This window comes from Pseudomonas sp. EL_65y_Pfl1_R83 (assembly GCF_963970695.1).
Classification (GTDB): domain Bacteria; phylum Pseudomonadota; class Gammaproteobacteria; order Pseudomonadales; family Pseudomonadaceae; genus Aquipseudomonas; species Aquipseudomonas tritici.
The window spans coordinates 119,350-140,787 of record NZ_CAXAQI010000005.1 but is presented as its reverse complement, the minus strand read 5'-3'; the positions used below and the strand labels follow the sequence as shown (position 1 = coordinate 140,787).

Genomic DNA, 21,438 nt, shown 5'->3' with positions numbered 1-21,438 from the left:
TGTCGCTTTTCTGGTGTCGACTGCTTCCGGAAAAAAGAAGGCCCGCGGACAACTTAACAGGCCGCGGGCCTTCTTTATTGGATGAGTCATGGCTGTTAGCCAAAGGCGTTGGGCGCAATCCTAGTCGCGCGTTGAACTATGTGTCAATTTCGTGAATCGTCTGTATTTAGGCGAAATAATTCTAAACAAGGGCCTATTGCTGTTCTAAAAACGACAAAAAATCACCTTCAAATGCCTTAGAAACACATCTCGTAACATATTTCGAAGTCGATACGTTTGGTAATAGATAACGCGCGCAAATGCAAAGCATTACCATTAACGCGCAGTTTTCCTCCCAAACAATTCGGATACATGCCTTCATGCCTGCTCTTCGCCTGACGCCCATCACCCTTGGGCTTTGCGTTCTGCTGTCTGCCGGTTTTGCCTGTGCGGCCACCACCTTGCCTGAAACCTCGATCAGTGCCGAAGCTGACGAAGACGACCCGCGGGTCAAGGAGACCAGCACGGCCACCCGCACCGCCACACCCGTGCGCTATGTGCCCCAGGCCATCGATTCAGTGAAGACCGAAAGCCTGCGCGCCTATGGCACCAATGACTTGGGCCAGGCGTTGAGCGGCATCCCGAACGTCAGCAGCGGCGCCGACACACGTTTCGACAGTTTGCGCATCCGCGGTTTCGACGCGAGCAATGACTTCTACCTTGATGGCATTCGTGACGACAGCCAATACATTCGCGACCTGCATAACATCGAGCGCATCGAAGTGCTCAAGGGGCCTGCGGCAGTACTTTACGGGCGAGGCGGTCAGGGAGGAATCGTCAACCGTGTGAGCAAGCTGCCTATTGCCGGACACACGTCGAGCATTGAGGCCCAAGGCGCCAGCAATGATTTGCGCAGCGTGTACGCCGACCTCAGCACCGACCCCACCGATAACATCAGCCTGCGCCTGAACATGGGTAACCAGGACAACAACAGCTTTCGCGACGGTGTGAGCGGCAACCGCCAGCTCTTCGCGCCGTCCTTGAGCTGGCAACTGACGCCAGACCTGAACTGGCTGGTGCAATACGAATACAGTCGCTACAACCGCACGCCCGACCGTGGCATTCCTGGGGTGAACGGGCGCCCGGCTGACGTGAGCCGAAGCACCACCTACGGCGACAGCCGGGACTACATCGACGACAAAACCCAGTCGCTGCGCTCCAAGCTGGCCTATGAGCTCAACGCCAACTGGCAACTGCGCCAGACCCTGGGTGTGTTCAAGCTCGACAGCGATTTCGACAATACCTACGTCACCGCCTATACCCCGTCGACCAACCGTGTCACGCGCCAGCGCTGGCAGCAGGACCTGACCACTCTCAACATCTTCAACAACGTCGAGCTGGAAGGCGGCTTCAGCACCTTCGGCCTGGAGCACCGCTTGCTCACCGGCCTTGAACTGGGCAGCCAGCGCCGCGACCCGAAGCTGTATACCGCCACTGCCGTCGCACAAGGCGGCCGCGTCGTGCCGCCCCTGGATCTCAACCAGCCCAATCGCAACCTCAGCCACACCGGGCGGATGAGCCTGCAAAGCAACAACCACACCGAAGTCGGCAGTCGCGCCATCTATGTACAGGATCAACTGCGCCTGAATGACCAGTGGCAAATCCTGGCCGGCCTGCGTTACGACCGCTTCGAGGTAGACACCAAGAGCAAGCTGCTCAACACCCAGCAGGCCGTCAAAAGCCACAGCACCAGCCCGCGTTTTGGCCTGGTGTGGACGCCGCTGGAACATCACTCGTTCTATGCCTCATGGAGCAAGACGTTCTCCCCAGCGGGCGGCGGCTTGATCGGCATCACCCCGAACGCCGCCGGCAGCGTCAACGACCTGAGCCCTGAGCTGACCAAGCAGAAGGAAATCGGGGTCAAGAGCGACTGGCTCGACGACCGCCTGAGCACCACCCTCGCCGTGTACGAACTGGAACTCTACAACCGCCGCACCAGCGACCCGCTGGACCGCACCATCACCCTGCTCAGCGGCTTGCAGCGCTCACGCGGCGTGGAGCTGACCGCCACCGGAAAAATCGTCGGAAACTGGTATTTACGCGGTGGTGTGGGCTTGCAGAATGCCACGGTAGAGAAGGACAACAACGGCTTTGAAGGCAAGCGCGTCAGCGATGTGGCCAAGCGTAATGGCAGCCTGTTCATTACCTGGAAACCGGAGATGGGCTGGTACGCGGAAACCGGCCTGACGCTGGTCGGCGACCGTTATGCCGACAGCCTCAACACCGTGGTGTTACCGGGTTATGGCCGCTGGGATGCGTTGGCGGGGTTCCGTCAGAAGGCGTGGGATGTAAGGGCGGCGCTGAACAACATCGCGGATAAAACCTACTACGCGTCGGCGACCAGTGTGGCGCAGATCCAGCCAGGGGAGCCGCGCAGTCTCATCGTGACCGGTACCTATAGCTTTTGAGGAAAACGCGGTCAGTGAGGGAGCTGGCTTGCCTGCTCCCACAGTTGATTTCGGTGGTGCTTTAGCTACTCAACACGTCACACAACGCATGCACTTCGTCCTCACTGAACAACCCCGCCGGGTAGCGTTCACGCATCACACTGTGCAAGTCAGGCTGTTGCCTGATCTGTCGCGAACCGTTTTCCTTCAACCAGAGCGCCAGCGCATGGATCGCGTCACCATTGACCCGCAAGGGGTGAAACGTACGCGTGTACATCGGGTTAATATCGGCGTTCATTTCAGCGCTCTCTCCTACTGCGTGAGCGGCTAACTTACTCAAGGTTTATGACAGAACTGCGCAGTCATCACCCTGGGCCACTGTGACAACAGCGATACAAGAGCTATGCCAATGTCTCGTGTTTATAGGTATGCCGACACAAAAAAGCCCGCAACCTTGCAGGGCTGCGGGCTTGCTGTTGGCGCTGAAACCGGGGAGCACCCGGCTAGCGCCATGACACTGTTACAAGTGCACTCAGTTTTTGTGCGGGGCTGGCTGTTGTTGGGTCAGGCAATGGATATTACCGCCACCCAGTAACAGTTCGCGGCCCGGCACCATCACCACTTCGTGCTGCGGGAACAGGTCCTGCAGGATTGTCTTGGCCACGCTGTCCAGCGGGTCATCGAAGCTCGGCGCAATGATGCCGCCATTGACGATCAAGAAGTTAACGTAGGAACCGGCCAACCGCACGGTCGGATTACGCTCCTGGGTCCCGTCAACCGGATCGACACCGGCGCATTCTTCCTCGGTCGCGTAAAGCGGTCCCGGGATCGGCATTTTATGCACTGTGAACGAGCGACCCTGGGCATCGGTGCTGCTTTGCAGCACGTCCATGGCGGCATGGCAGCGTGCGTAGTTAGGGTCTTGCGGGTCATCGGTCCAGGCCAGCAGCACTTCGCCAGGGCGCACGTAGCAGCAGAAGTTATCCACATGGCCGTCGGTCTCGTCGTTGAACAGGCCGTCTGGTAACCAGATAATTTTATCCACAGCCAGGTTGGCACTCAGCACCGCTTCAATCTCGGCACGGCCCAAGTGCGGGTTGCGATTGCGGTTGAGCAGGCATTCTTCGGTAGTGATCAGGGTGCCTTCGCCGTCAACATGGATCGAACCGCCCTCCAGCACAAAGCCTTCGGTGCGATAGCGCGGGGCCCGTTCGATCTCGAGGATCTTGCCGCCGACCTGCGAATCGCGGTTCCACGGCGAATACAGGCCGCCATCAAAACCGCCCCAGGCGTTGAAGTCCCAGTTCACACCGCGCACTTCGCCGCTGTTGTTGATCACGAAGGTCGGCCCGGTGTCGCGCACCCAGGCGTCATCGCTGGACATCTCCACCACCCGGATATTCGGCACATCCAGGCGCGCGCGGGCATTTTCGTACTGGCCGGCGGAAACCGCTACGGTCACCGGCTCAAACCGTGCGATGGCCTTGGCCACCGCCACGTGAGCGGCCTGCACTGGCTTACCGCCCAGGCGCCAGTTGTCCGGGCGCTCTGGCCAGATCATCCAGGTTTGAGTCTGTGGCGCCCATTCGGCAGGCATGTGGAAGCCATCGGCGCGGGGGGTGCTGTTCAGGGTGGTCATGGCGATCAGGACTCCGAATGGGGGTAAAGGCCGACTTTATAACGGATATAAATCGGCTTTAAAAGCAACATAAGATCATAGTAGATGAACATGACAGAAAATAGCCGATAACAATCGATTATTACGCGTGTTCCTCCAGCACCTTCGACAGCATGTCGACAAAGAAATCCACGCTGCGTTTGGACGTGACCATCGGCGGCTTGATCTTGAGAATGTTCAAATAATCACCTGTGGGCTGCATGAAGATCCCAAGTTCCCGCAGGCGGTCACATAGCAAGGCGGTCTCCTCAGTGGCCGGCTCCAGGGTGCGCCGGTCGCGCACCAATTCCAGGCCGAGATAAAAACCGGAGCCATGGACAGCGCCCACTAATGGATGACGATCGATCAATTCTTCCAGCCGCGTCTTGAAATGCCCACCGACCACCAGAGCGTTTTCCCACAGCTTTTCTTCCTCCATCACATCCAATACGGCCATGCCGATCCGGCAACTCACCGGGCTACCCCCCGACGATGAGAAGAAGTACCCCTCAGCCTCCAGCGCCTCGGCGATTTCGCGACGGGTGATCACCGCCCCCAACGGCTGGCCGTTGCCCATTCCCTTGGCCATGGTGATGATATCGGGCACCACGCCCTGCTCTTCAAAGCCCCAGAAAAAATGCCCCATACGGCCGTAACCCACTTGCACTTCATCGGCGATGCACACGCCGCCCCTGGCGCGGACAAGTGCATACACCTGCCGCAAATAGCCCGGCGGCAGGGAGATGCCGCCGGCGTTACCGTACACCGGCTCGCAGATGAACCCTGCCAGTTGGCGTTTGCTCGCGGCGATTTTCGCCAGGTTGTGTTCCACGCTTCGTACGTAATCAGGAGCACTGTCCTGCCCGCGGAACTCACCTCGATAAGTATTGGGTGCGGTCACCGGGTGCACCCAGTCCGGGCGACTGCTCAGCGCCTGGGGGTTGTCGGCAATCGAGGTAGACACCGCATCTGCCGCCACCGACCAGCCATGGTACGCCTCGAGCACGCTGAGCATGTCGCGGCCGCCGCTGTAGGCCCAGGCCAGGCGGATCGCCAGGTCATTAGCCTCAGTGCCGCTGTTGACCAGGAACACGCGGTTCATGCCTTCCGGCGCCAGCGCCAGCAAGCGCTCGGAGAACTCGGCAATCGCCGCATAGTGAAAACGTGAGTTGGTATTGAGCAGCGACCACTGGCGCGCCGCCGCCGCCGCCATGCGCGGGTGGCCATGGCCCAGCACTGCCACGTTGTTAAGCATGTCGAGGTACGAACGGCCCTGCATGTCGATGAGGTGGTTGCGCCAGCCGCGTTCGATGCGCGGTGGGTCGACGTAATAGTGCTTTTGCGAACGGGCGAAACTGGCGTCGCGGCGAGCGAGCAGGGCCTCGGGGTCCAACTCGGGCTCTGCGTCGCACGCCAGCCCCAGCAGTGCCGCCGGCGAGGGGCACAGCGCCTGCCACGCCTGCGCCCGGGACGGCGTGCAGAACAGCGGCACCGGCAAGCCAACACGGCACAGTTGCACGGTCAGCGGGCCTTCGACCTCACCGATCACCTGGCCCTTGAGTACGGCGGCGCCAGGCTGTAACAGCGCTTTGGCACCCCACAACCGCACATTGGCTTCGCTGCAGTGCACACGCAGTTCGCCATTCACGCCAGGGCGGACGATGCCCGCAAACGGAGCCTCGATAGAGGTGCCCTTGGGCACGTGCAGCTCGACGTGCAGCGCGAACGTCTCAGGTTCATAAGCACTGTCGGGCTGCGTACGCGACAAGCGGTACTGCCCGTATCGACTGGCGGCCAAGCCGTGCACTGCGGCTGCATCCTGCAACAAGCGCTGGTCAATTCCCGCCTGTTCCCAGTTGCCTGCCTCGAAATGCGGGCTGAGCACGCCCAGGTCGATCAACGCAAACTCACGTCCCACCAGGCCCGGTAGCAAGGGCGCGAAGCCTTGGCCGACAATCGGCGCCAACGCCTGCCCGACACAATCCAGGATCGCCGCCTCCATCAACTCAAACGGCACTGACGTCGCCACGTGGAAAATTTCCCACTCATGTTCGGCGTTTTTCAGCAGGTAGCTGTTATCCGGATCCAGGCGTTGCTGCTGCTCGCTGCTCAACACCAGCACCGCCGCCCGCGCAACGATCAGCGGCCACAGCGCCTGCAATTCTTCGTGTTGCAACGGTGTCACCGCATGACAGGCCTGGATCGCAGGCAAGATGGCAAAGGGATCGCCCTCGGCGTGGTGCAGCAACGCGGCGCAGGTCACTGACAGATCGGCGATGCGCCAGGTGTGCACCAGATCGCCGAAATCGATCACGCCCTGAAGTTGCCAGTGACGTTGCGCATCACGCTGCCACACGACGTTGTCATCGGTGATGTCCATGTGCACCGCTTGCCACGGTAGATGATCAGCCAGGGGACGGAGGTGGTCTTCGACCTGCCCGGCCACGTGCTCCAGTGCTTCGCGGTGGGGCAGGTTTTCCAGGGTTGCCAGCAGATGAGCGATCAGCTCCGGGGCATGGCGCGGGTCCCATTGCAGGGTACGTTCCAGGCCCGGGTGTTCGAACGAGGCCAGCACTTGGCTCATCCGCCCACACAGATCACCGAAACGTGCAATGACCTCACGGCCCAAGTGAGGCTGATGGGTCAACGGCTGGCCATCGATATAGCCCAGCACCCGCACGTGCAGGGTTTGGCTGTCGAGGGTCAGGGTCAGCAATTCTTCACCGCTCACGGCCTTGATGACCTTGGGCACGTGCACATCGGCTTGGGCCTGTAGAGCATTGAGCGCCGCGTGCTGGGCCTGCAGCTCAACGGCAGCGTAGTCACCACGGCAGATTTTCAGAACAAACCGGCCGCGCGGGCTGTCGACTCTGTAGTTGAGGTCCTGCTGGCTACCCAACGAGTACAGGGAGCCCGTCAGGCCGTAATGCTCCTCGAGCAGCCGAGCCGCCTGATCGGGGCCAACTTGCGGGCAGGGTAGACTGGCACGATGGATCAGGGTGGCGAGCAACATGGAGGGTAGCCTCGGTTTTTTAGGGGTGTATATCGCCATTGTTCAGGGGGTTAGGCAACCCCCTAAGCATCCGGCGCTTGCACCCCCCCGCCGCACAACTCAAGCTATGCTCCATTCGCTTACTGTCCGTTTAAGAAAAAGGCCCTCCGACATGCGCGTTCTCATCACCGGCGGTGCTGGTTTTATCGGCTCCGCCCTGATTCGCCACCTGATTCAACACACCGAGCACGAAGTGCTCAATCTGGACAAGCTCACTTATGCCGGCAACCTGGAATCGCTGAGCAGCATCGCGGGCAATAGCCGGTATGAGTTCGTCCAGGCCGATATTGTCGACCAGGCTACTGTCAGCGCAGTGTTGGCACGTTTTGAGCCCCAGGCGATCATGCACCTGGCGGCCGAGTCTCATGTCGACCGTTCGATCGATGGTCCGTCTGATTTTATTCAAACAAACATTGTGGGTACCTATAGCCTGCTGGAAGCTACCCGGGCTTATTGGCATAAGCTGGCAGAGCCTGCCAAGAGCGCCTTCCGTTTCCACCACATTTCTACCGACGAAGTGTACGGCGACTTGCACGGCGTGGACGACCTGTTCACCGAAACCACCCCTTACGCGCCAAGCTCACCGTACTCTGCGAGCAAGGCAGCGTCCGACCATCTGGTGCGTGCTTGGCAACGCACTTACGGCCTGCCAGTACTGTTGACTAACTGCTCGAACAACTACGGGCCCTTCCACTTTCCAGAGAAGCTCATTCCGCTGGTGATTCTGAACGCACTCGCGGGCAAGCCGCTACCGGTCTATGGTAATGGTTTACAGGTACGCGACTGGCTGTTCGTCGAAGACCACGCCCGCGCTCTGCTCAAAGTGGTGACAGAGGGCATGGTAGGCGAGACCTACAATATCGGCGGTCATAACGAGCAGAAGAACATTGATGTGGTGCGTGGTATCTGCGAGCTGCTGGAAGAGCTGGCACCGCAACGCCCGATAGGTGTCGGGAAATTTACCGACCTGATCACCTTCGTCAAAGATCGACCGGGGCACGATCAGCGTTACGCAATTGACGCCAGCAAGATCGAACTTGAGCTAGGCTGGGTTCCTGAGGAAACCTTTGAGAGCGGCTTGCGAAAGACTGTGAAGTGGTACCTCGAAAATTTGGAGTGGTGCCGCAGGGTCCAGGACGGCAGTTATCAAGGCGAACGTTTGGGCAGCACCGACATGAAGGATTTGATTGCATGATGAAGGGAATCGTATTGGCGGGTGGCTCAGGTACCCGTTTGCACCCCATTACCTTGGGCGTGTCCAAGCAACTGCTGCCGGTGTATGACAAACCGATGATCTATTATCCGATCTCGGTGCTGATGCTGGCGGGGATCAAGGACATCCTGGTGATTTCCACCCCGGCGGATTTGCCGCAGTACCGCAATCTGCTCGGGGATGGTAGTCAGTTTGGCGTACGGTTCAGCTATGCAGAACAGCCATCTCCCGATGGCCTGGCAGAGGCCTTTATTATTGGCGAAGAGTTCATCGGGGATGATCCGGTTTGCCTGATCCTGGGCGACAACATTTTCCACGGTTCGTATTTCGGCGACCAACTACGTGCAGCAGCTAAAAGGCCATCCGGTGCCACGGTATTCGGTTACTGGGTCAAGGACCCGGAGCGTTTTGGCGTGATTGACTTCGACAAGGAAGGCCGGGCCCTCTCCATCGAAGAAAAGCCTCTCAAGCCAAAGTCACCCTATGCCGTGACCGGTCTTTACTTCTACGACAACGACGTGATCGAAATCGCCAAAGCGGTCAAACCCTCACACCGGGGTGAACTTGAGATTACGGATGTTAACAACGCCTACCTCAAGCGCGGCGACCTTCATGTGGAACGATTCGGCCGAGGCTTCGCCTGGCTCGATACAGGAACTCACGACAGCCTTCTAGAGGCCTCACTTTATGTACAGACGATTGAGCATCGTCAGGGCCTGAAAGTGGCATGCCTGGAAGAAATCGCTTATCAGAATCGCTGGATTGATCGTGAGTATTTGCTGGAGCGGGCCAAATATTTTGGCAAGACCGGCTATGGTAAATACTTGCTCACCCTTGCAGGGGATAATCCATATGAATGTATCCGCCACTGAGTTGCCCGGTGTATTAATCATCGAGCCGAAGGTATTTGGCGATGAACGCGGTTTTTTCTATGAAAGTTTCAATGCCCGGGACTTCGCGAAAGCTACCGGGTTACAACAGCAGTTCGTGCAGGACAATCACTCACGATCGCAACAAGGAGTCCTGCGCGGACTCCATTACCAAGTGGAGCACCCCCAAGGCAAATTGGTGCGCGTGACCGCAGGTGAGGTGTTGGACGTGGCGGTGGATATACGTCAAAGCTCACCAGCTTTTGGCAAATGGGCAGGCGTGCGGTTGTCGGCCAATAATAGCCGCCAGCTATGGATTCCACCGGGATTTGCTCATGGTTTTTTAGTGCTCAGCGATTACGCTGAATTCCTCTACAAAACGACCGATTACTATATCCCCTCTTCAGAGCGCTGCATTCGCTGGGACGATGCTGATCTCAACATTGATTGGCAACTCAACGGCCCGCCGATCTTGTCCGCCAAGGATCAAAATGGCAAAAGCCTGAAAGATGCCGATCTATTCCCATGAAAATCCTGATCACCGGCCAACACGGCCAAGTCTCCCGCGAACTGCAACTTCGGCTCCAGGACGTCGGCGATCTCATCGTTCTGGGCCGCGACCAACTCGACCTGGCCAACCCCGACCAGATCCGCCAGCAGGTCCGCGCCCATCGCCCTGACCTGATCATCAACGCCGCCGCCCACACGGCTGTCGATCAAGCTGAAAGCGAGCCAGACGTGGCGTTTGCGATCAACGCCATCGCCCCCGGCGTTCTCGCGCAGGAAGCCAAAGCCCTGGGCATCCCGTTGATCCACTACTCCACCGACTACGTGTTCGACGGCAGCAAACCCGCCCCCTACAACGAAGCCGACACGCCGAACCCGCTGGGGGTCTATGGCCAGAGCAAACTGGCTGGCGAGCAGGCGATTACGGCCGTTGGCGGCAAATACCTGATCCTGCGCACCAGCTGGGTCTACTCCAGCTACGGCAAGAACTTCCTGCTGACCATGCAGCGCCTGTTACAGGAAAAGCCGCAGATGCGCATCGTCGCCGACCAAATCGGCGCGCCAACCTGGGCCGGCAGCATCGCCCACAGCACGCGTAGGTTGATCGAGCGCTGGCAGGCGGGCGAGCCGGGGGAATGGGGTGTCTATCACTTGACTGCCAGAGGCGAAACGTCGTGGTTCGGATTTGCCGAGGCGATTGGCGAGCATCTGCGCAAGCAAGGCAACGCCTGCGCTGAACTGGAGCCGATCCCTGCCAGCGCCTACCCGACGCCAGCCAGGCGCCCATTGAACTCGCGTCTCGATTGCAGTCGCCTGCAGCAGCAATGGCACGTCAACCAACCGCCGTGGCAAGACGCATTGCGCGAGTGTCTTGCAGAGCAGCACTAGGCATAATGCGCCCGTACCCACAGGCGCACGAATCCCATGACTCCACCCCTCCCGCGTAGACCTCGCTGGCGCAGCCTCGCCCTGCTGGCGTTGTGCCTGGCACCGCTGCTGTGGCCGCTGGAGCGCCTGGCCGAGCGTTATTACCGCAGTGAGTTGGCCGGCCAGAACCGCCAAACCCTTGACCTGTACGTGGCCAACCTGCTGGGCACCCTGCACCGCTACGAAGTACTGCCACAAATTCTTGGCGACCTGCCGGCCTTGCGCACCGCACTTGGCGCACCCCAGGTCAGCACCAACCTGGTCAACGCCAACCTGCTGCTCAAGGACGTCGCCGCCCAGGCCGGGGTGGAGGTGATGTACCTGATGGACACCACCGGCAAGACCCTCGCCGCCTCCAATTGGGATAAGCAAGACAGCTTTGTCGGGCGCAATTTCTCGTTCCGCCCCTACTTCAGCGAAGCCATGGCCGGGCGCCTGGGGCGTTTTTTCGGGTTGGGCACCACGTCGGCCAAGCGCGGCTACTTCTTCGCCGCCGCCGTGCGCGATGGCGATAAAATCATCGGCGTGCTGGTGGTCAAGGTCGACCTGGACCACACCGAAAGCCTGTGGGGCAACACCCCGGAACAACTGCTGGTCACCGACCATAACGGCGTGGTGATTCTCACGTCGCGACCACAGTGGCGATTCCGCGCCACCCGGCCGCTGACGGCTGAAGAGCGCCAGGCCATCATCGCCATCCAGCCCTACCCCACACGCGATCCACAGCCTCTGAGCCTGAGCAGCACCGCCTGGCTTCGCCAATCCACAGCCCTCGCTGAGACCGGCTGGAACGTGGAAATCCTCGCGCCACGTTCGTTGATCAACCGCCCGGTACGCACAGTCGTTGCCGTGGGCGGCGCCACGCTGTTGGTGTTGATGCTGTTACTGGGCTTGATGATGCAACGTCGCCGCCATTACCTGGAACGCATCGCCTTTGAAGCCAAGGCCCGGCGCGAGCTGGAAGCGCGGGTGGTCGAACGGACCAGTGACCTTGAAGGCCTCAACCGGCGCCTGAAACAGGAAGTGCTGGAGCGCGAGCACGCTCAGCAGGAGCTGGTGCGTGCCCAGGACGACCTGGTGCAGGCCGGCAAACTGTCGGCGCTGGGCACCATGTCGGCGAGCATCAGCCACGAACTCAACCAGCCTCTGGCAGCGATTCGCAGCTATGCGGAAAACGCCGAAATCTTGCTCGACCACGAGCGCACCAGCGACGCGCGCGGCAACCTCAAGCTGATCAGCGAACTGACCGGGCGCATGGCCTCGATCATCGCCCACTTGCGCGCCTTTGCCCGTCGCGACCGGCATGCGCCCGAAAGCGTGGCCCTGCAACCGGCATTGGACGATGCGCTGGCCTTGCTGGCCAAGCGGCGTCGGTCAATGGAGGTGGAGCTGATCCGCGATTTGCCGGAGGCAACATTGTGGGTACAGGCCGGTGAAACCCGATTACGCCAGGTGCTCGGCAACCTGCTGGCCAATGCCCTCGACGCCCTCACCGAAAAAGGCCCGCCGCGCAAACTCTGGCTGAGTGCCGAAACCACCGAACAGGGCGTCAACCTGTACATTCGCGACAACGGCCCAGGCTTTTGCATGGAGGCCCTGGGCCGCGCCAGCGAGCCGTTCTACACCACCAAGACCCGCACCCAGGGCCTGGGGTTGGGGCTGGCGATCTGTGAAACCCTGATGCGCGCCTTTGGCGGTGAACTGCTGTTTGCCAACCACAAGGAAGGCGGCGCGCTGTTAACCTTGAAATTGCGTGCCGGCTCGCCGGGCGTCAGTCTGCAACCGTCCGAGGACCGCAGTGTATGAGTATCGATAACCAGATTCAGGTGGTGTTGATCGACGACGATCCACACCTGCGTCAGGCCCTGTGCCAGACCCTGGACCTGGCCGGGCTGAAAGTCCTGACCCTGGGCGAAGCCACCGGCCTTACCGCGCGCCTGTCGCGGGATTGGCCGGGCGTGGTGGTCAGCGACATCCGCATGCCCGGCATGGACGGCCTGGAGCTGCTCGCCGAACTGCACGGCCAGGACCCGGACCTGCCGGTGCTGCTGATCACCGGCCACGGCGATGTGCCACTGGCGGTGCAAGCCATGCGCGCCGGGGCGTATGACTTCCTCGAAAAACCCTTCGCCAGCGATGCCCTGCTCGACAGCGTGCGCCGCGCCCTGGCCTTGCGCCGCCTGGTGCTGGACAACCGCAGTCTGCGCCTGGCCCTCAGCGACCGCCAGCAATTAAGCACACGCCTGGTGGGGCACTCGCCACAAATGCTGCGCCTGCGCGAACAGATCGGTGCACTGGCGGCGACCAGAGCCGATGTGCTGATCCTCGGCGAAACCGGCGCCGGCAAAGAAGTGGTGGCGCGCGCGCTGCATGACCTGTCGAGCCGCCGCAGCGGTCCGTTTGTGGCAATCAACGCAGGCGCTTTGGCCGAGTCCGTGGTGGAAAGCGAACTGTTCGGCCATGAACCCGGCGCGTTTACCGGCGCGCAGAAACGCCGGATCGGTAAATTCGAATTTGCCAACGGCGGTACTTTATTCCTCGATGAAATCGAAAGCATGAGCCTGGATGTACAGGTCAAACTCTTGCGCCTGTTGCAAGAGCGTGTAGTCGAGCGCCTGGGCGGCAATCAGCTGATACCGCTGGATATCCGCATCATCGCCGCGACCAAGGAAGACCTGCGCCAGTCCGCCGACCAGGGCCGTTTCCGTGCCGACTTGTATTACCGCCTCAACGTCGCGCCGCTGCGTATTCCACCGCTGCGTGAGCGCGGTGAAGATGCGCTGATGCTGTTCCAACATTTTGCCGATGAAGCCAGCAGCCGCCACGGCCTGCCGCTGCACGAGCTGCAACCGGGCCAGCGCGCGCTGCTGCTGCGTCATAGCTGGCCGGGCAACGTGCGCGAGCTACAAAACGCTGCCGAACGCTTCGCGCTGGGCCTGGAACTGGCGCTGGATAACACACCGGACAATCCATCAGCCGGTGTCCTGACCTCCACGCCCGGAGGCCTCAGCGAGCAAGTCGAGCAGTTCGAAAAAAGCCTGATCGCCGCCGAACTGACCCGCCCGCACAGCTCCATGCGAAGCCTGGCCGAAGCCTTGGGCGTACCGCGCAAAACCTTGCACGACAAACTGCGCAAGCACGGCCTGAACTTCGCCAACCAAAGTGGCGACGACGAATGACCGCCCCCACCTGCCAAGAGGCCCCCATGAGCCGCGACAGCCGTTACCTGGAATCCATCCTTCACCACGACATCCCCCTCACCCGGGAAATGGGCCTCAAAGTGCTCGATTGGCAGCACGGGCAATTGGAACTGCACCTGCCCTTACAAGCCAATATCAACCATAAGAGCACGATGTTCGGCGGCAGCCTGTATTGCGGCGCAGTCCTGGCGGGCTGGGGCTGGCTGCACTTGCAGCTGCGCGAAGAAGGGATTGAAGACGGGCATATCGTGATTCAGGAGGGGCAGATCAGTTATCCGCTGCCGGTTACGCGGGATGCTACGGTGGTGTGCCAGGCACCGGAGGAGAAAGTGTGGAAACGCTTTGTGGCGACGTATAAGCGTTATGGTCGTGCGCGGTTGGCGTTGGAGACGTGGGTTGTGACTGAGGGCAGTGAGCAGCGGGCAGTGGCCTTTACCGGGCAGTACGTCTTGCACCGCTAGCCGCCATCACGCAAAACCACATGTGGGACCAAGCCCGCTCCCACAGTTTGATCTACTGTCGCCTCATGACCGGGCCAGGGTCAGCAACCGCTCACGCCACGCCGCTTTTGCCGGCAAGGCCAAGAAGAATGGATTCAATAATGATTCCCGCGCCGGATAACTGAACGGCGCGCCGCTCAACTCCAGCACCTCGCCTCCCGCACCTTCCAGCACGCCTTGGGCTGCTGCCGTGTCCCATTGGGAAGTGGGTGCCAAACGCGGATAACAATCGGCGCTGCCTTCGGCCAACAGGCAAAATTTCAACGAACTGCCGATATTCGCCAGTTTCAGCTCACCCAAGCTTTCGCTCAAACCGTCCAGCAAACGTTCCTGCTCAGGACTTGTATGGCGACGGCTGGCGACCACAGTAAATGACTCACCCGCCACTGGCGCGGCGCGCACCTGAATCTGTTTGGGCGCTTCATTGACGTCCGAACGCCAAGCGCCCAGGCCCGCGCCACCGAAGTAACAACGCCCGTTGGTGGGCATCGACACCACGCCAAACACCACGCGGCCTCGTTCAATCAGGGCGATATTGACGGTGAACTCTTCGGTGCCGGCGATAAACTCCTTGGTGCCGTCCAACGGGTCAACCAACCACCAGCGCTGCCAGCCGGCACGCACGCTCTGCTCGATGTCGGCGTCTTCCTCGGAGAGCACCGGAATGCTCGGGTCCAGCGCGGTCAGGCCTGCCAGAATCAGATGATGCGCGGCCAGGTCCGCCGCCGTCACCGGCGAATCGTCGGCCTTGGAAGTCACCGCCACATCGGCGCGCCAGTACGGCATTATCACTTCACCCGCCTGGCGCGCCAGTTCGATCACAGGGGCAATAAACGCGTGGCCTAAAAACAGTTCGCTCATGCAGTAAACGCTCCACGCTGGGTCAACAGGTCTCGTACCAGGTACAGCGCGGCCAGGGCGCGGCCTTCGCTGAATTGTTCGTTTTGCGCAAGCATCGACAGCTCGCGCAGGTTCACCCGGTCCACACGCATCGGCTCAGGTTCATCGCCTTCAAGGCGTTCTTCGTAGAGGTCGGTGGCCAGCACCACCTGGATTTTCTGACTCATGTAACCGGGCGACAACGACAACTCGGTAATGTGTTCCAACTGCCGCGCGCCGTAGCCGGCTTCCTCCTTGAGTTCGCGATCGGCTGCCGCCAGCACATCTTCACCGGGTTCGATAAGGCCCTTTGGCAAGGACAGCTCATACTCGTCGGTGCCACCGCAGTACTCTTCAATCAGCAATGCATGATCCTCATCGATCATCGCCACGATCATCACCGCACCGTAGCCGGCACCGCGGCCCACAAGGCGTTCGTAGGTTCGTTCAACGCCATTGGAAAAGCGCAATTGCACTTCCTCTACGCGGAACAAACGGCTACTGGCGACTATTTCGCGGGCGAGGACGGTGGGTTTCTGGCGCATAAACGGCTCCTTGGCGTGATCGGGTTACTATACCGTGGCTTTTCCGATTGTCTGTGTCGGATATCTTTACTTACATGAGAACGCCCCATGCCCTCTTTGCCCTGGCACGCCATCGACACCGTCCTGCTGGACATGGACGGCACCCTGCTCGACCTGCACTACGACAATCACTTCTGGATGGAGCACCTGCCCCAGCGTTACGCCGAGTTGCACGGCGTAAGCCGTGCCATGGCCGAGATGGAGTTGCAGCCCCTGTTCGAGCATAACGCCGGACAGTTGCAATGGTATTGCCTGGATTTCTGGAGCGCGGAGCTGAAGATCCCGGTGCGCGAACTCAAGCTGGAGACTGCCCACTTGATCGCCCTGCGCCCGGATGCCGACATGTTCCTGGCGGCAATCAAAAGGGCCGGCAAGCGTGTGATCCTGATCACCAACGCGCATCGTGATTCACTGTCATTGAAGCTGGAACGCATTGAACTGGCGCCGTATTTCGAACGGTTGATCAGCTCCCACGACTACGGTTTCGCCAAGGAAAACCCGCAATTCTGGGATGCCCTGCAAGCCGACATCAACTTCGACCCCGCCCGCAGCCTGTTTATCGACGACACGTTGCCGATCCTGCGCAGCGCCCAGGCGTTTGGCGTGGGGCATTTGCTGGCGGTGAAAGAGCCGGACAGTAAGAAAGGGCCCAAGGACACCGCTGAATTCGCAGCGGTTGGTGATTACCGAGATCTCATTGTCGGACTCTAACCTCCAAGTGGGAGAAGATCCATGTGGGAGCCGGGCTTGCCCGCGATGCAGGCACCGCGGTGTTTAGCTCAAACCGAGGCGATGCTATCGCGGGCAAGCCCGGCTCCCACACAAGCCCGCTCCCACATTTAGGCCTTCGTATTACTTGGGAATACGCAGCGTCTGGCCTGGATAGATCTTGTCCGGATGGGACAACAGCGGCTTGTTCGCCTCGAAAATCTTGTTATACAAATTGGCGTTACCGTACACCGAGAGAGAAATAGCACTCAGCGTGTCGCCCTTTTTCACTACGACAAAAGTGGCAGCCTCGACAGCCGGCCCCGTGACAGTGATCTGGTCATCCACACTGGCCACACCGGCAATATTGCCCAGCGCCAGCAGAATCTTCTCTTTCTCTTCCTGGGTGGCGACTTCACCGGTCACCGTCACCTTGTCGCCCTCTACCGTGGTCTGCACGTTCGGATTACCCAGACCCACTTTGGACACGTGGTCCTTCAACTGCTCACTGGCGTTTGCATTGCCCGGCGTCAACAGGTCGACAATCTTTTCGCCAGCTTCCTTGATAAAGCTAAAAATGCTCATAGTGCGCTCTCCTTGGTTTTTGATTTCCAGATGCCCAAGACTAGACCAGTCCTGTGGATTTGGGTTCCAGCCCGGCCCAAGACCCAAACGCGCTAGAATCCCACCGCCATTGGAATATGCCCTGGAGCGAAGATGGACATCAAACAGCTGAAATTCCTCATCGCCCTCGACGAAACCCGTCACTTCGGCCAGGCGGCGGCGCGCTGCCACATCACCCAACCGACTCTGTCGATGCGCCTGCGCAACCTTGAAGAAGAGCTTGATCTATCGCTGGTCAACCGTGGCCAGCGCTTCGAAGGTTTTACCGCCCCCGGTGAACGGGTGCTGGCCTGGGCTCGCACGGTGCTGGCGGCATATGACGGTTTGCAGGCCGAAGCGGCAGCTTGTCGCGGTAACCTGGTGGGTACGTTGCGCCTGGGCGTGGTGCCGTTGTCGAGCTTCGATCCCTTGGCGTTGATGCAGCAACTGCATAGAGAACACCCGAGCCTGCGCTTCGAACTGTCGGCGCTCAGCTCCGAACAGATCCTTGAACAATTGGCGAGCAATCGGCTGGACCTGGGCGTGTCTTACCTCGAACGCCTGGACAACGAACGCTTCGACTCGCTGGCGTTGGGCGAAACCCGTATGGGCCTGCTTTACGACCAGCGCTTCTTTAGCTTTGGTGACACGCCGTTGAGCTGGGAAGCGCTGATCGAGCTGCCCCTGGGCATGCTGACCAGTGGCATGCACTTTCGCCAATCCATTGACCACAACTTCCACAGCCGTGGGCTCAACCCGCAACCCTTGCTGCAGACCGATGCCGTCCATCAGTTGTTACAAGCTGTGCACGGCGGCCTCTGCTGCGCGGTGATGCCGCTGGATGGGGGGTTGGATGCGCTCACCGAACATCTGCGCCTGCAGCCGATCGAAGACGCTCATACACTGGCCCGCCTGGGGTTGATCATGCGCCGCAGCGCGCCGCGTTCAGCGTTGGCGGAGGCGTGTTTCGCGCTGTATCAGAAATCGCAAATCGAATCTTGATCGACGTCATCTATCGGTAGATCAGTACTGGCAATTAGACGTGACGCTTTGTCGCGCCTAGTCTGAGCACTGATCAATCCGTCGGTGGTACTGCCCCATGAACGCCAAGCGTCCAGTCTGCGCGGCGCCCGCTGTTGAAACGCCCGCGCCCGCCGCCAGCCAGAGCTACCAGTTTTGCAACCTCGAACACACAGAAGTCGCCAGTACTGCATTGGCGGAAGAAGTGGCCTTGGCGATTGCCTACAACGACATCAGCCAGGCGGTCATGCTGGTAACGCCCACCGACCTGGAAGACTTCATCGTCGGCTTCAGCCTAGGAAGCGGCATTATCACCGACGTTAGCGACATATATGATCTTAAACTCAGCGGTTCGGGCTCGACCCAATACGCTCAGGTGCAGATCTCCAGCCGTGCCTTCTGGAACCTCAAGCAGCAGCGCCGCCAGTTGGCCGGCACCAGCGGCTGCGGCCTGTGCGGCGTGGAAGCGGTGGAGCAAGCCTTGCCAGACCTGCAAGTGCTGCCCGGCGCACCCTTGCCGCCTGCCGAATGGCTCGACGGCCTGCGCCAGCGCATCAGCGCGTTCCAGCCCTTGGGCCAATACAGTGGCGCGGTGCATGCGGCGGTATTTATGAACGGCCAGGGCGAATTGCTGCTGGGCCGCGAAGACATCGGCCGGCATAACGCCCTGGACAAGTTGATTGGCGCACTCATCCGTCAAAAGATCCCGACTGACAGCGGCTTGGCGATTGTCACCAGCCGTTGCAGCCTCGAATTGATACAGAAAGTCCTGCGCGCGGGCATCCAGACCCTGGTAAGCCTGTCGTCACCCACCGGCCTGGCCCTGCAATGGGCGCGCCGGCACAACCTCAATCTCATCCACCTGCCGCAGAAAAGCGCGCCGCGGGTCTACAGCCCTGCGATGGAGTACCAGCCATGAGCAATCATCACCAAGCCGACCAAACCCCAACCCCACGCTACAAGCCCTATAAAGGCCCGGCTGGCGGCTGGGGCGCACTCATCAGCGTGGCCCAGGCGTGGCTGACCAGCGACAACGCGCTGAAAAACCTGCGCATGATGCTCAAGACCAACCAGAACGGCGGTTTCGACTGCCCGGGCTGCGCATGGGGCGACTCGCCGGAAAGCGGCATGGTCAAGTTCTGCGAAAACGGCGCCAAGGCGGTGAACTGGGAAGCCACCAAACGTCGCGTGGATGCTGCGTTCTTCGCCAAGCACAGCGTCAGCGCCTTGATTGAACAGAGCGACTATTGGCTGGAATACCAGGGCCGCCTGACCGAGCCGATGCGCTACGACGTCGAAACCGACCGCTACCTGCCCATCAGTTGGGAAGCGGCCTTCGACTTGGTCGGCAAACACCTCAACGCCCTGCCTAGCCCGGACATGGCCGAGTTTTACACCTCGGGCCGCGCCAGCAATGAAGCGGCGTACCTGTACCAGCTGTTTGTGCGCGCCTACGGCACCAACAACTTTCCGGATTGCTCGAACATGTGCCACGAAGCCAGCGGCGTGGCCCTGGCGCAGAGCGTGGGCGTGGGCAAAGGCACCGTGACCTTTGATGACTTCGAACATGCCGACGCGATTTTTGTCTGGGGCCAGAACCCCGGCACCAACCACCCGCGCATGCTCGAACCGCTGCGCGAAGCGGTTAAACGCGGCGCCCAGGTGGTGTGCATCAACCCGCTGAAAGAGCGCGGCCTGGAACGTTTCCAACACCCGCAACACCCGCTGGAAATGCTCACCAACGGCGACAAACCGACTAATACCGCGTACTTCCGCCCGGCGCTGGGTGGTGACATGGCAATTTTGCGCGGCATGGCCAAGTTCCTGCTGCTGTGGGAACGCCAGGCCCAGGCCGAAGGCAAGGAAGCGGTGTTCGACCACAACTTCCTAAACGAACACACCGCTAATGTGCTGGATTACCTGGGCAAGATCGACGACACCTCTTGGGATGAAATCGTCGAGCAGTCCGGCCTGACCCTGGTCGAGATCGAGCAAGCGGCGCGCATGTACGCCAAAGGCAAGAACGTGATCATGTGCTGGGCGATGGGCATCACCCAGCACCGCCACTCGGTGCCGACCATCCAGGAAATCGCCAACCTGATGCTGCTGCGCGGCAACATTGGCCGCCCTGGCGCCGGCCTGTGCCCGGTGCGTGGGCACAGCAACGTGCAAGGCGACCGCACCATGGGCATCAATGAACGCCCACCGGTGGCGTTTCTCGATTCCCTGGAGCGACGTTTCCAGTTCCAGGTGCCGCGTGACAACGGCCACAACGTGGTCGAGGCGATTCATGCCATGCTCGAAGGCCGCTCCAAGGTGTTTATCGGCCTGGGCGGCAACTTCGCCCAAGCGACGCCGGACAGCCCACGCACCTTCGAAGCCTTGCGCAATTGCGACCTGACCGTACAGATCAGCACCAAGCTCAACCGCAGCCATCTGATGCACGGCAAAGACGCGCTGATCCTGCCGTGCCTGGGCCGTACCGACATTGATATCCAGGCCGATGGCCCGCAAGCGGTAACGGTAGAGGACTCGTTCAGCATGGTGCACGGTTCCAACGGCCAACTGCAGCCGCTGTCGAAGCTGATGAAATCGGAGCCGGCAATCCTCGCGGGCATTGCGGCCGCCACCCTGGGTAGCAAACCCGTGGATTGGAATTGGCTTGTGGCGGACTACGGGCGTATCCGCGACCTGATCGCCGACACCATTCCTGGCTTCAAGGACTTCAACGAGAAGATCAAAAATCCGGGCGGTTTCTACTTGGGTAATTCCGCAGGTGCGCGCCGCTGGAACACGCCGTCGGGCCGCGCCAACTTCCGCCCGAACATCCTGCCCAAAGACCTGATCCATGAACGCACCCACGCCACCGGCCGCGTGCCGGACCTGATCATGCAGTCGATGCGCTCCCACGATCAGTACAACACCACTATTTACGGCCTGGACGACCGTTATCGCGGGGTCAAGGGCCAGCGTGACGTACTGTTCGTCAACGAAGCCGACATCATCCGCCTGGGCTTCAAGCCTGGGCAGAAGGCCGACATCGTGTCGCTGTGGGAAGACGGGCGTGAGCGCCGCGTGAAAGGCTTTACCTTGCTGGCGTTTGATATTCCGGCGGGGCAGGCTGCGGCTTATTACCCGGAAGTTAATCCACTGGTGCCGCTGGAAAGCACCGGGGATGGCAGCCATACGCCGACGTCGAAGTTCGTGGCGATCCGCTTGGAAGCGGCAAGTGACAATGGCTTGATCATGGCCCGCTCGGCGTAAATGCCATGAATTCCGGGCAAAAAAAGGCC

General features: G+C 60.4%; 18 protein-coding genes. 12 read left to right on the top strand and 6 right to left on the bottom strand.

Translation table 11 applies throughout. From position 1 onward, the window contains the following. Window positions 1-359: 359 nt before the first annotated feature. A complete protein-coding gene (locus AACY08_RS09060; RefSeq protein WP_339469137.1) occupies window positions 360-2,447 on the top strand; it encodes a TonB-dependent receptor in 2,088 nt (695 codons plus the stop codon). 61 nt (window positions 2,448-2,508) lie between these two features. Here AACY08_RS09060 and AACY08_RS09055 read toward each other — a convergent pair whose 3' ends face one another. The 3 genes from AACY08_RS09055 to AACY08_RS09045 form a co-directional block, all read right to left on the bottom strand. Further along, entirely contained in the window at window positions 2,509-2,724 is a 216-nt protein-coding gene (locus AACY08_RS09055) for a hypothetical protein (RefSeq protein ID WP_339469136.1), read from the bottom strand. A 234-nt stretch (window positions 2,725-2,958) separates the two neighbouring features. Further along, window positions 2,959-4,065 carry an agmatine deiminase gene (gene aguA / locus AACY08_RS09050; protein WP_339469135.1) on the bottom strand — a complete coding sequence of 369 codons (1,107 nt, stop codon included), beginning with the start codon at window positions 4,063-4,065 and terminating at the stop codon, window positions 2,959-2,961. A 121-nt stretch (window positions 4,066-4,186) separates the two neighbouring features. Beyond that, a complete protein-coding gene (locus tag AACY08_RS09045) occupies window positions 4,187-7,096 on the bottom strand; it encodes an aminotransferase (RefSeq protein ID WP_339469134.1) in 2,910 nt (969 codons plus the stop codon). A 151-nt stretch (window positions 7,097-7,247) separates the two neighbouring features. On the opposite strand from AACY08_RS09045, the gene rfbB reads away from it, so the two are divergent. The 7 genes from rfbB to AACY08_RS09010 are packed head-to-tail and all read left to right on the top strand — an operon-like array spanning window position 7,248 to window position 14,312. Then, on the top strand, window positions 7,248-8,330 hold the full coding sequence (gene rfbB / locus AACY08_RS09040) for a dTDP-glucose 4,6-dehydratase (RefSeq protein ID WP_339469132.1): 1,083 nt from the start codon (window positions 7,248-7,250) through the stop codon (window positions 8,328-8,330). Beyond that, entirely contained in the window at window positions 8,327-9,220 is an 894-nt protein-coding gene (gene rfbA, locus AACY08_RS09035; RefSeq protein WP_339469130.1) for a glucose-1-phosphate thymidylyltransferase RfbA, read from the top strand. The genes rfbB and rfbA overlap by 4 nt, the downstream gene beginning before the upstream one ends. Next, entirely contained in the window at window positions 9,201-9,746 is a 546-nt protein-coding gene (gene rfbC, locus AACY08_RS09030) for a dTDP-4-dehydrorhamnose 3,5-epimerase (protein WP_339469129.1), read from the top strand. Before rfbA ends, rfbC begins: the two co-directional genes overlap by 20 nt. Then, the gene (gene rfbD / locus AACY08_RS09025) at window positions 9,743-10,612 is read left to right on the top strand and encodes a dTDP-4-dehydrorhamnose reductase (RefSeq protein WP_339469127.1); all 870 of its coding nucleotides are present in this window, start codon (window positions 9,743-9,745) and stop codon (window positions 10,610-10,612) included. Before rfbC ends, rfbD begins: the two co-directional genes overlap by 4 nt. Window positions 10,613-10,648: 36 nt before the next feature. After that, window positions 10,649-12,457 (top strand): sensor histidine kinase, encoded by a 1,809-nt coding sequence (locus tag AACY08_RS09020; RefSeq protein WP_339469126.1) that lies wholly within the window; start codon window positions 10,649-10,651, stop codon window positions 12,455-12,457. Then, the gene (locus AACY08_RS09015) at window positions 12,454-13,830 is read left to right on the top strand and encodes a sigma-54-dependent transcriptional regulator (RefSeq protein WP_049710567.1); all 1,377 of its coding nucleotides are present in this window, start codon (window positions 12,454-12,456) and stop codon (window positions 13,828-13,830) included. Before AACY08_RS09020 ends, AACY08_RS09015 begins: the two co-directional genes overlap by 4 nt. 26 nt (window positions 13,831-13,856) lie before the next feature. Then, window positions 13,857-14,312 (top strand): YiiD C-terminal domain-containing protein, encoded by a 456-nt coding sequence (locus tag AACY08_RS09010; protein ID WP_339469125.1) that lies wholly within the window; start codon window positions 13,857-13,859, stop codon window positions 14,310-14,312. A 63-nt stretch (window positions 14,313-14,375) separates the two neighbouring features. Here AACY08_RS09010 and cysQ read toward each other — a convergent pair whose 3' ends face one another. Further along, window positions 14,376-15,212 (bottom strand): 3'(2'),5'-bisphosphate nucleotidase CysQ, encoded by an 837-nt coding sequence (cysQ, locus tag AACY08_RS09005; RefSeq protein ID WP_339469124.1) that lies wholly within the window; start codon window positions 15,210-15,212, stop codon window positions 14,376-14,378. Beyond that, complete coding sequence (gene nudE / locus AACY08_RS09000) at window positions 15,209-15,775, bottom strand: ADP compounds hydrolase NudE (RefSeq protein ID WP_065875823.1); 567 nt, start codon at window positions 15,773-15,775, stop codon at window positions 15,209-15,211. Before nudE ends, cysQ begins: the two co-directional genes overlap by 4 nt. A gap of 87 nt (window positions 15,776-15,862) precedes the next feature. Between nudE and yrfG the strand changes: the two genes are divergently transcribed. After that, a complete protein-coding gene (gene yrfG / locus AACY08_RS08995; RefSeq protein WP_339469123.1) occupies window positions 15,863-16,525 on the top strand; it encodes a GMP/IMP nucleotidase in 663 nt (220 codons plus the stop codon). A gap of 141 nt (window positions 16,526-16,666) precedes the next feature. Here the strand turns inward: yrfG and lysM are convergent, their stop codons facing one another. Beyond that, the gene (lysM, locus tag AACY08_RS08990) at window positions 16,667-17,107 is read right to left on the bottom strand and encodes a peptidoglycan-binding protein LysM (RefSeq protein WP_339419946.1); all 441 of its coding nucleotides are present in this window, start codon (window positions 17,105-17,107) and stop codon (window positions 16,667-16,669) included. A 132-nt stretch (window positions 17,108-17,239) separates the two neighbouring features. Here lysM and AACY08_RS08985 point away from each other — a divergent pair, with 132 nt between their 5' ends. The 3 genes from AACY08_RS08985 to AACY08_RS08975 all read left to right on the top strand — a co-directional run bounded on the left by AACY08_RS08985 (window position 17,240) and on the right by AACY08_RS08975 (window position 21,409). Beyond that, on the top strand, window positions 17,240-18,127 hold the full coding sequence (locus tag AACY08_RS08985; protein ID WP_339427350.1) for a LysR family transcriptional regulator: 888 nt from the start codon (window positions 17,240-17,242) through the stop codon (window positions 18,125-18,127). Window positions 18,128-18,224: 97 nt separating this feature from the next. Continuing rightward, on the top strand, window positions 18,225-19,064 hold the full coding sequence (gene fdhD, locus AACY08_RS08980; protein WP_339419942.1) for a formate dehydrogenase accessory sulfurtransferase FdhD: 840 nt from the start codon (window positions 18,225-18,227) through the stop codon (window positions 19,062-19,064). Continuing rightward, a complete protein-coding gene (locus AACY08_RS08975) occupies window positions 19,061-21,409 on the top strand; it encodes an FdhF/YdeP family oxidoreductase (RefSeq protein WP_339469122.1) in 2,349 nt (782 codons plus the stop codon). Before fdhD ends, AACY08_RS08975 begins: the two co-directional genes overlap by 4 nt. The last annotated feature ends 29 nt before the right edge of the window (window positions 21,410-21,438 follow it).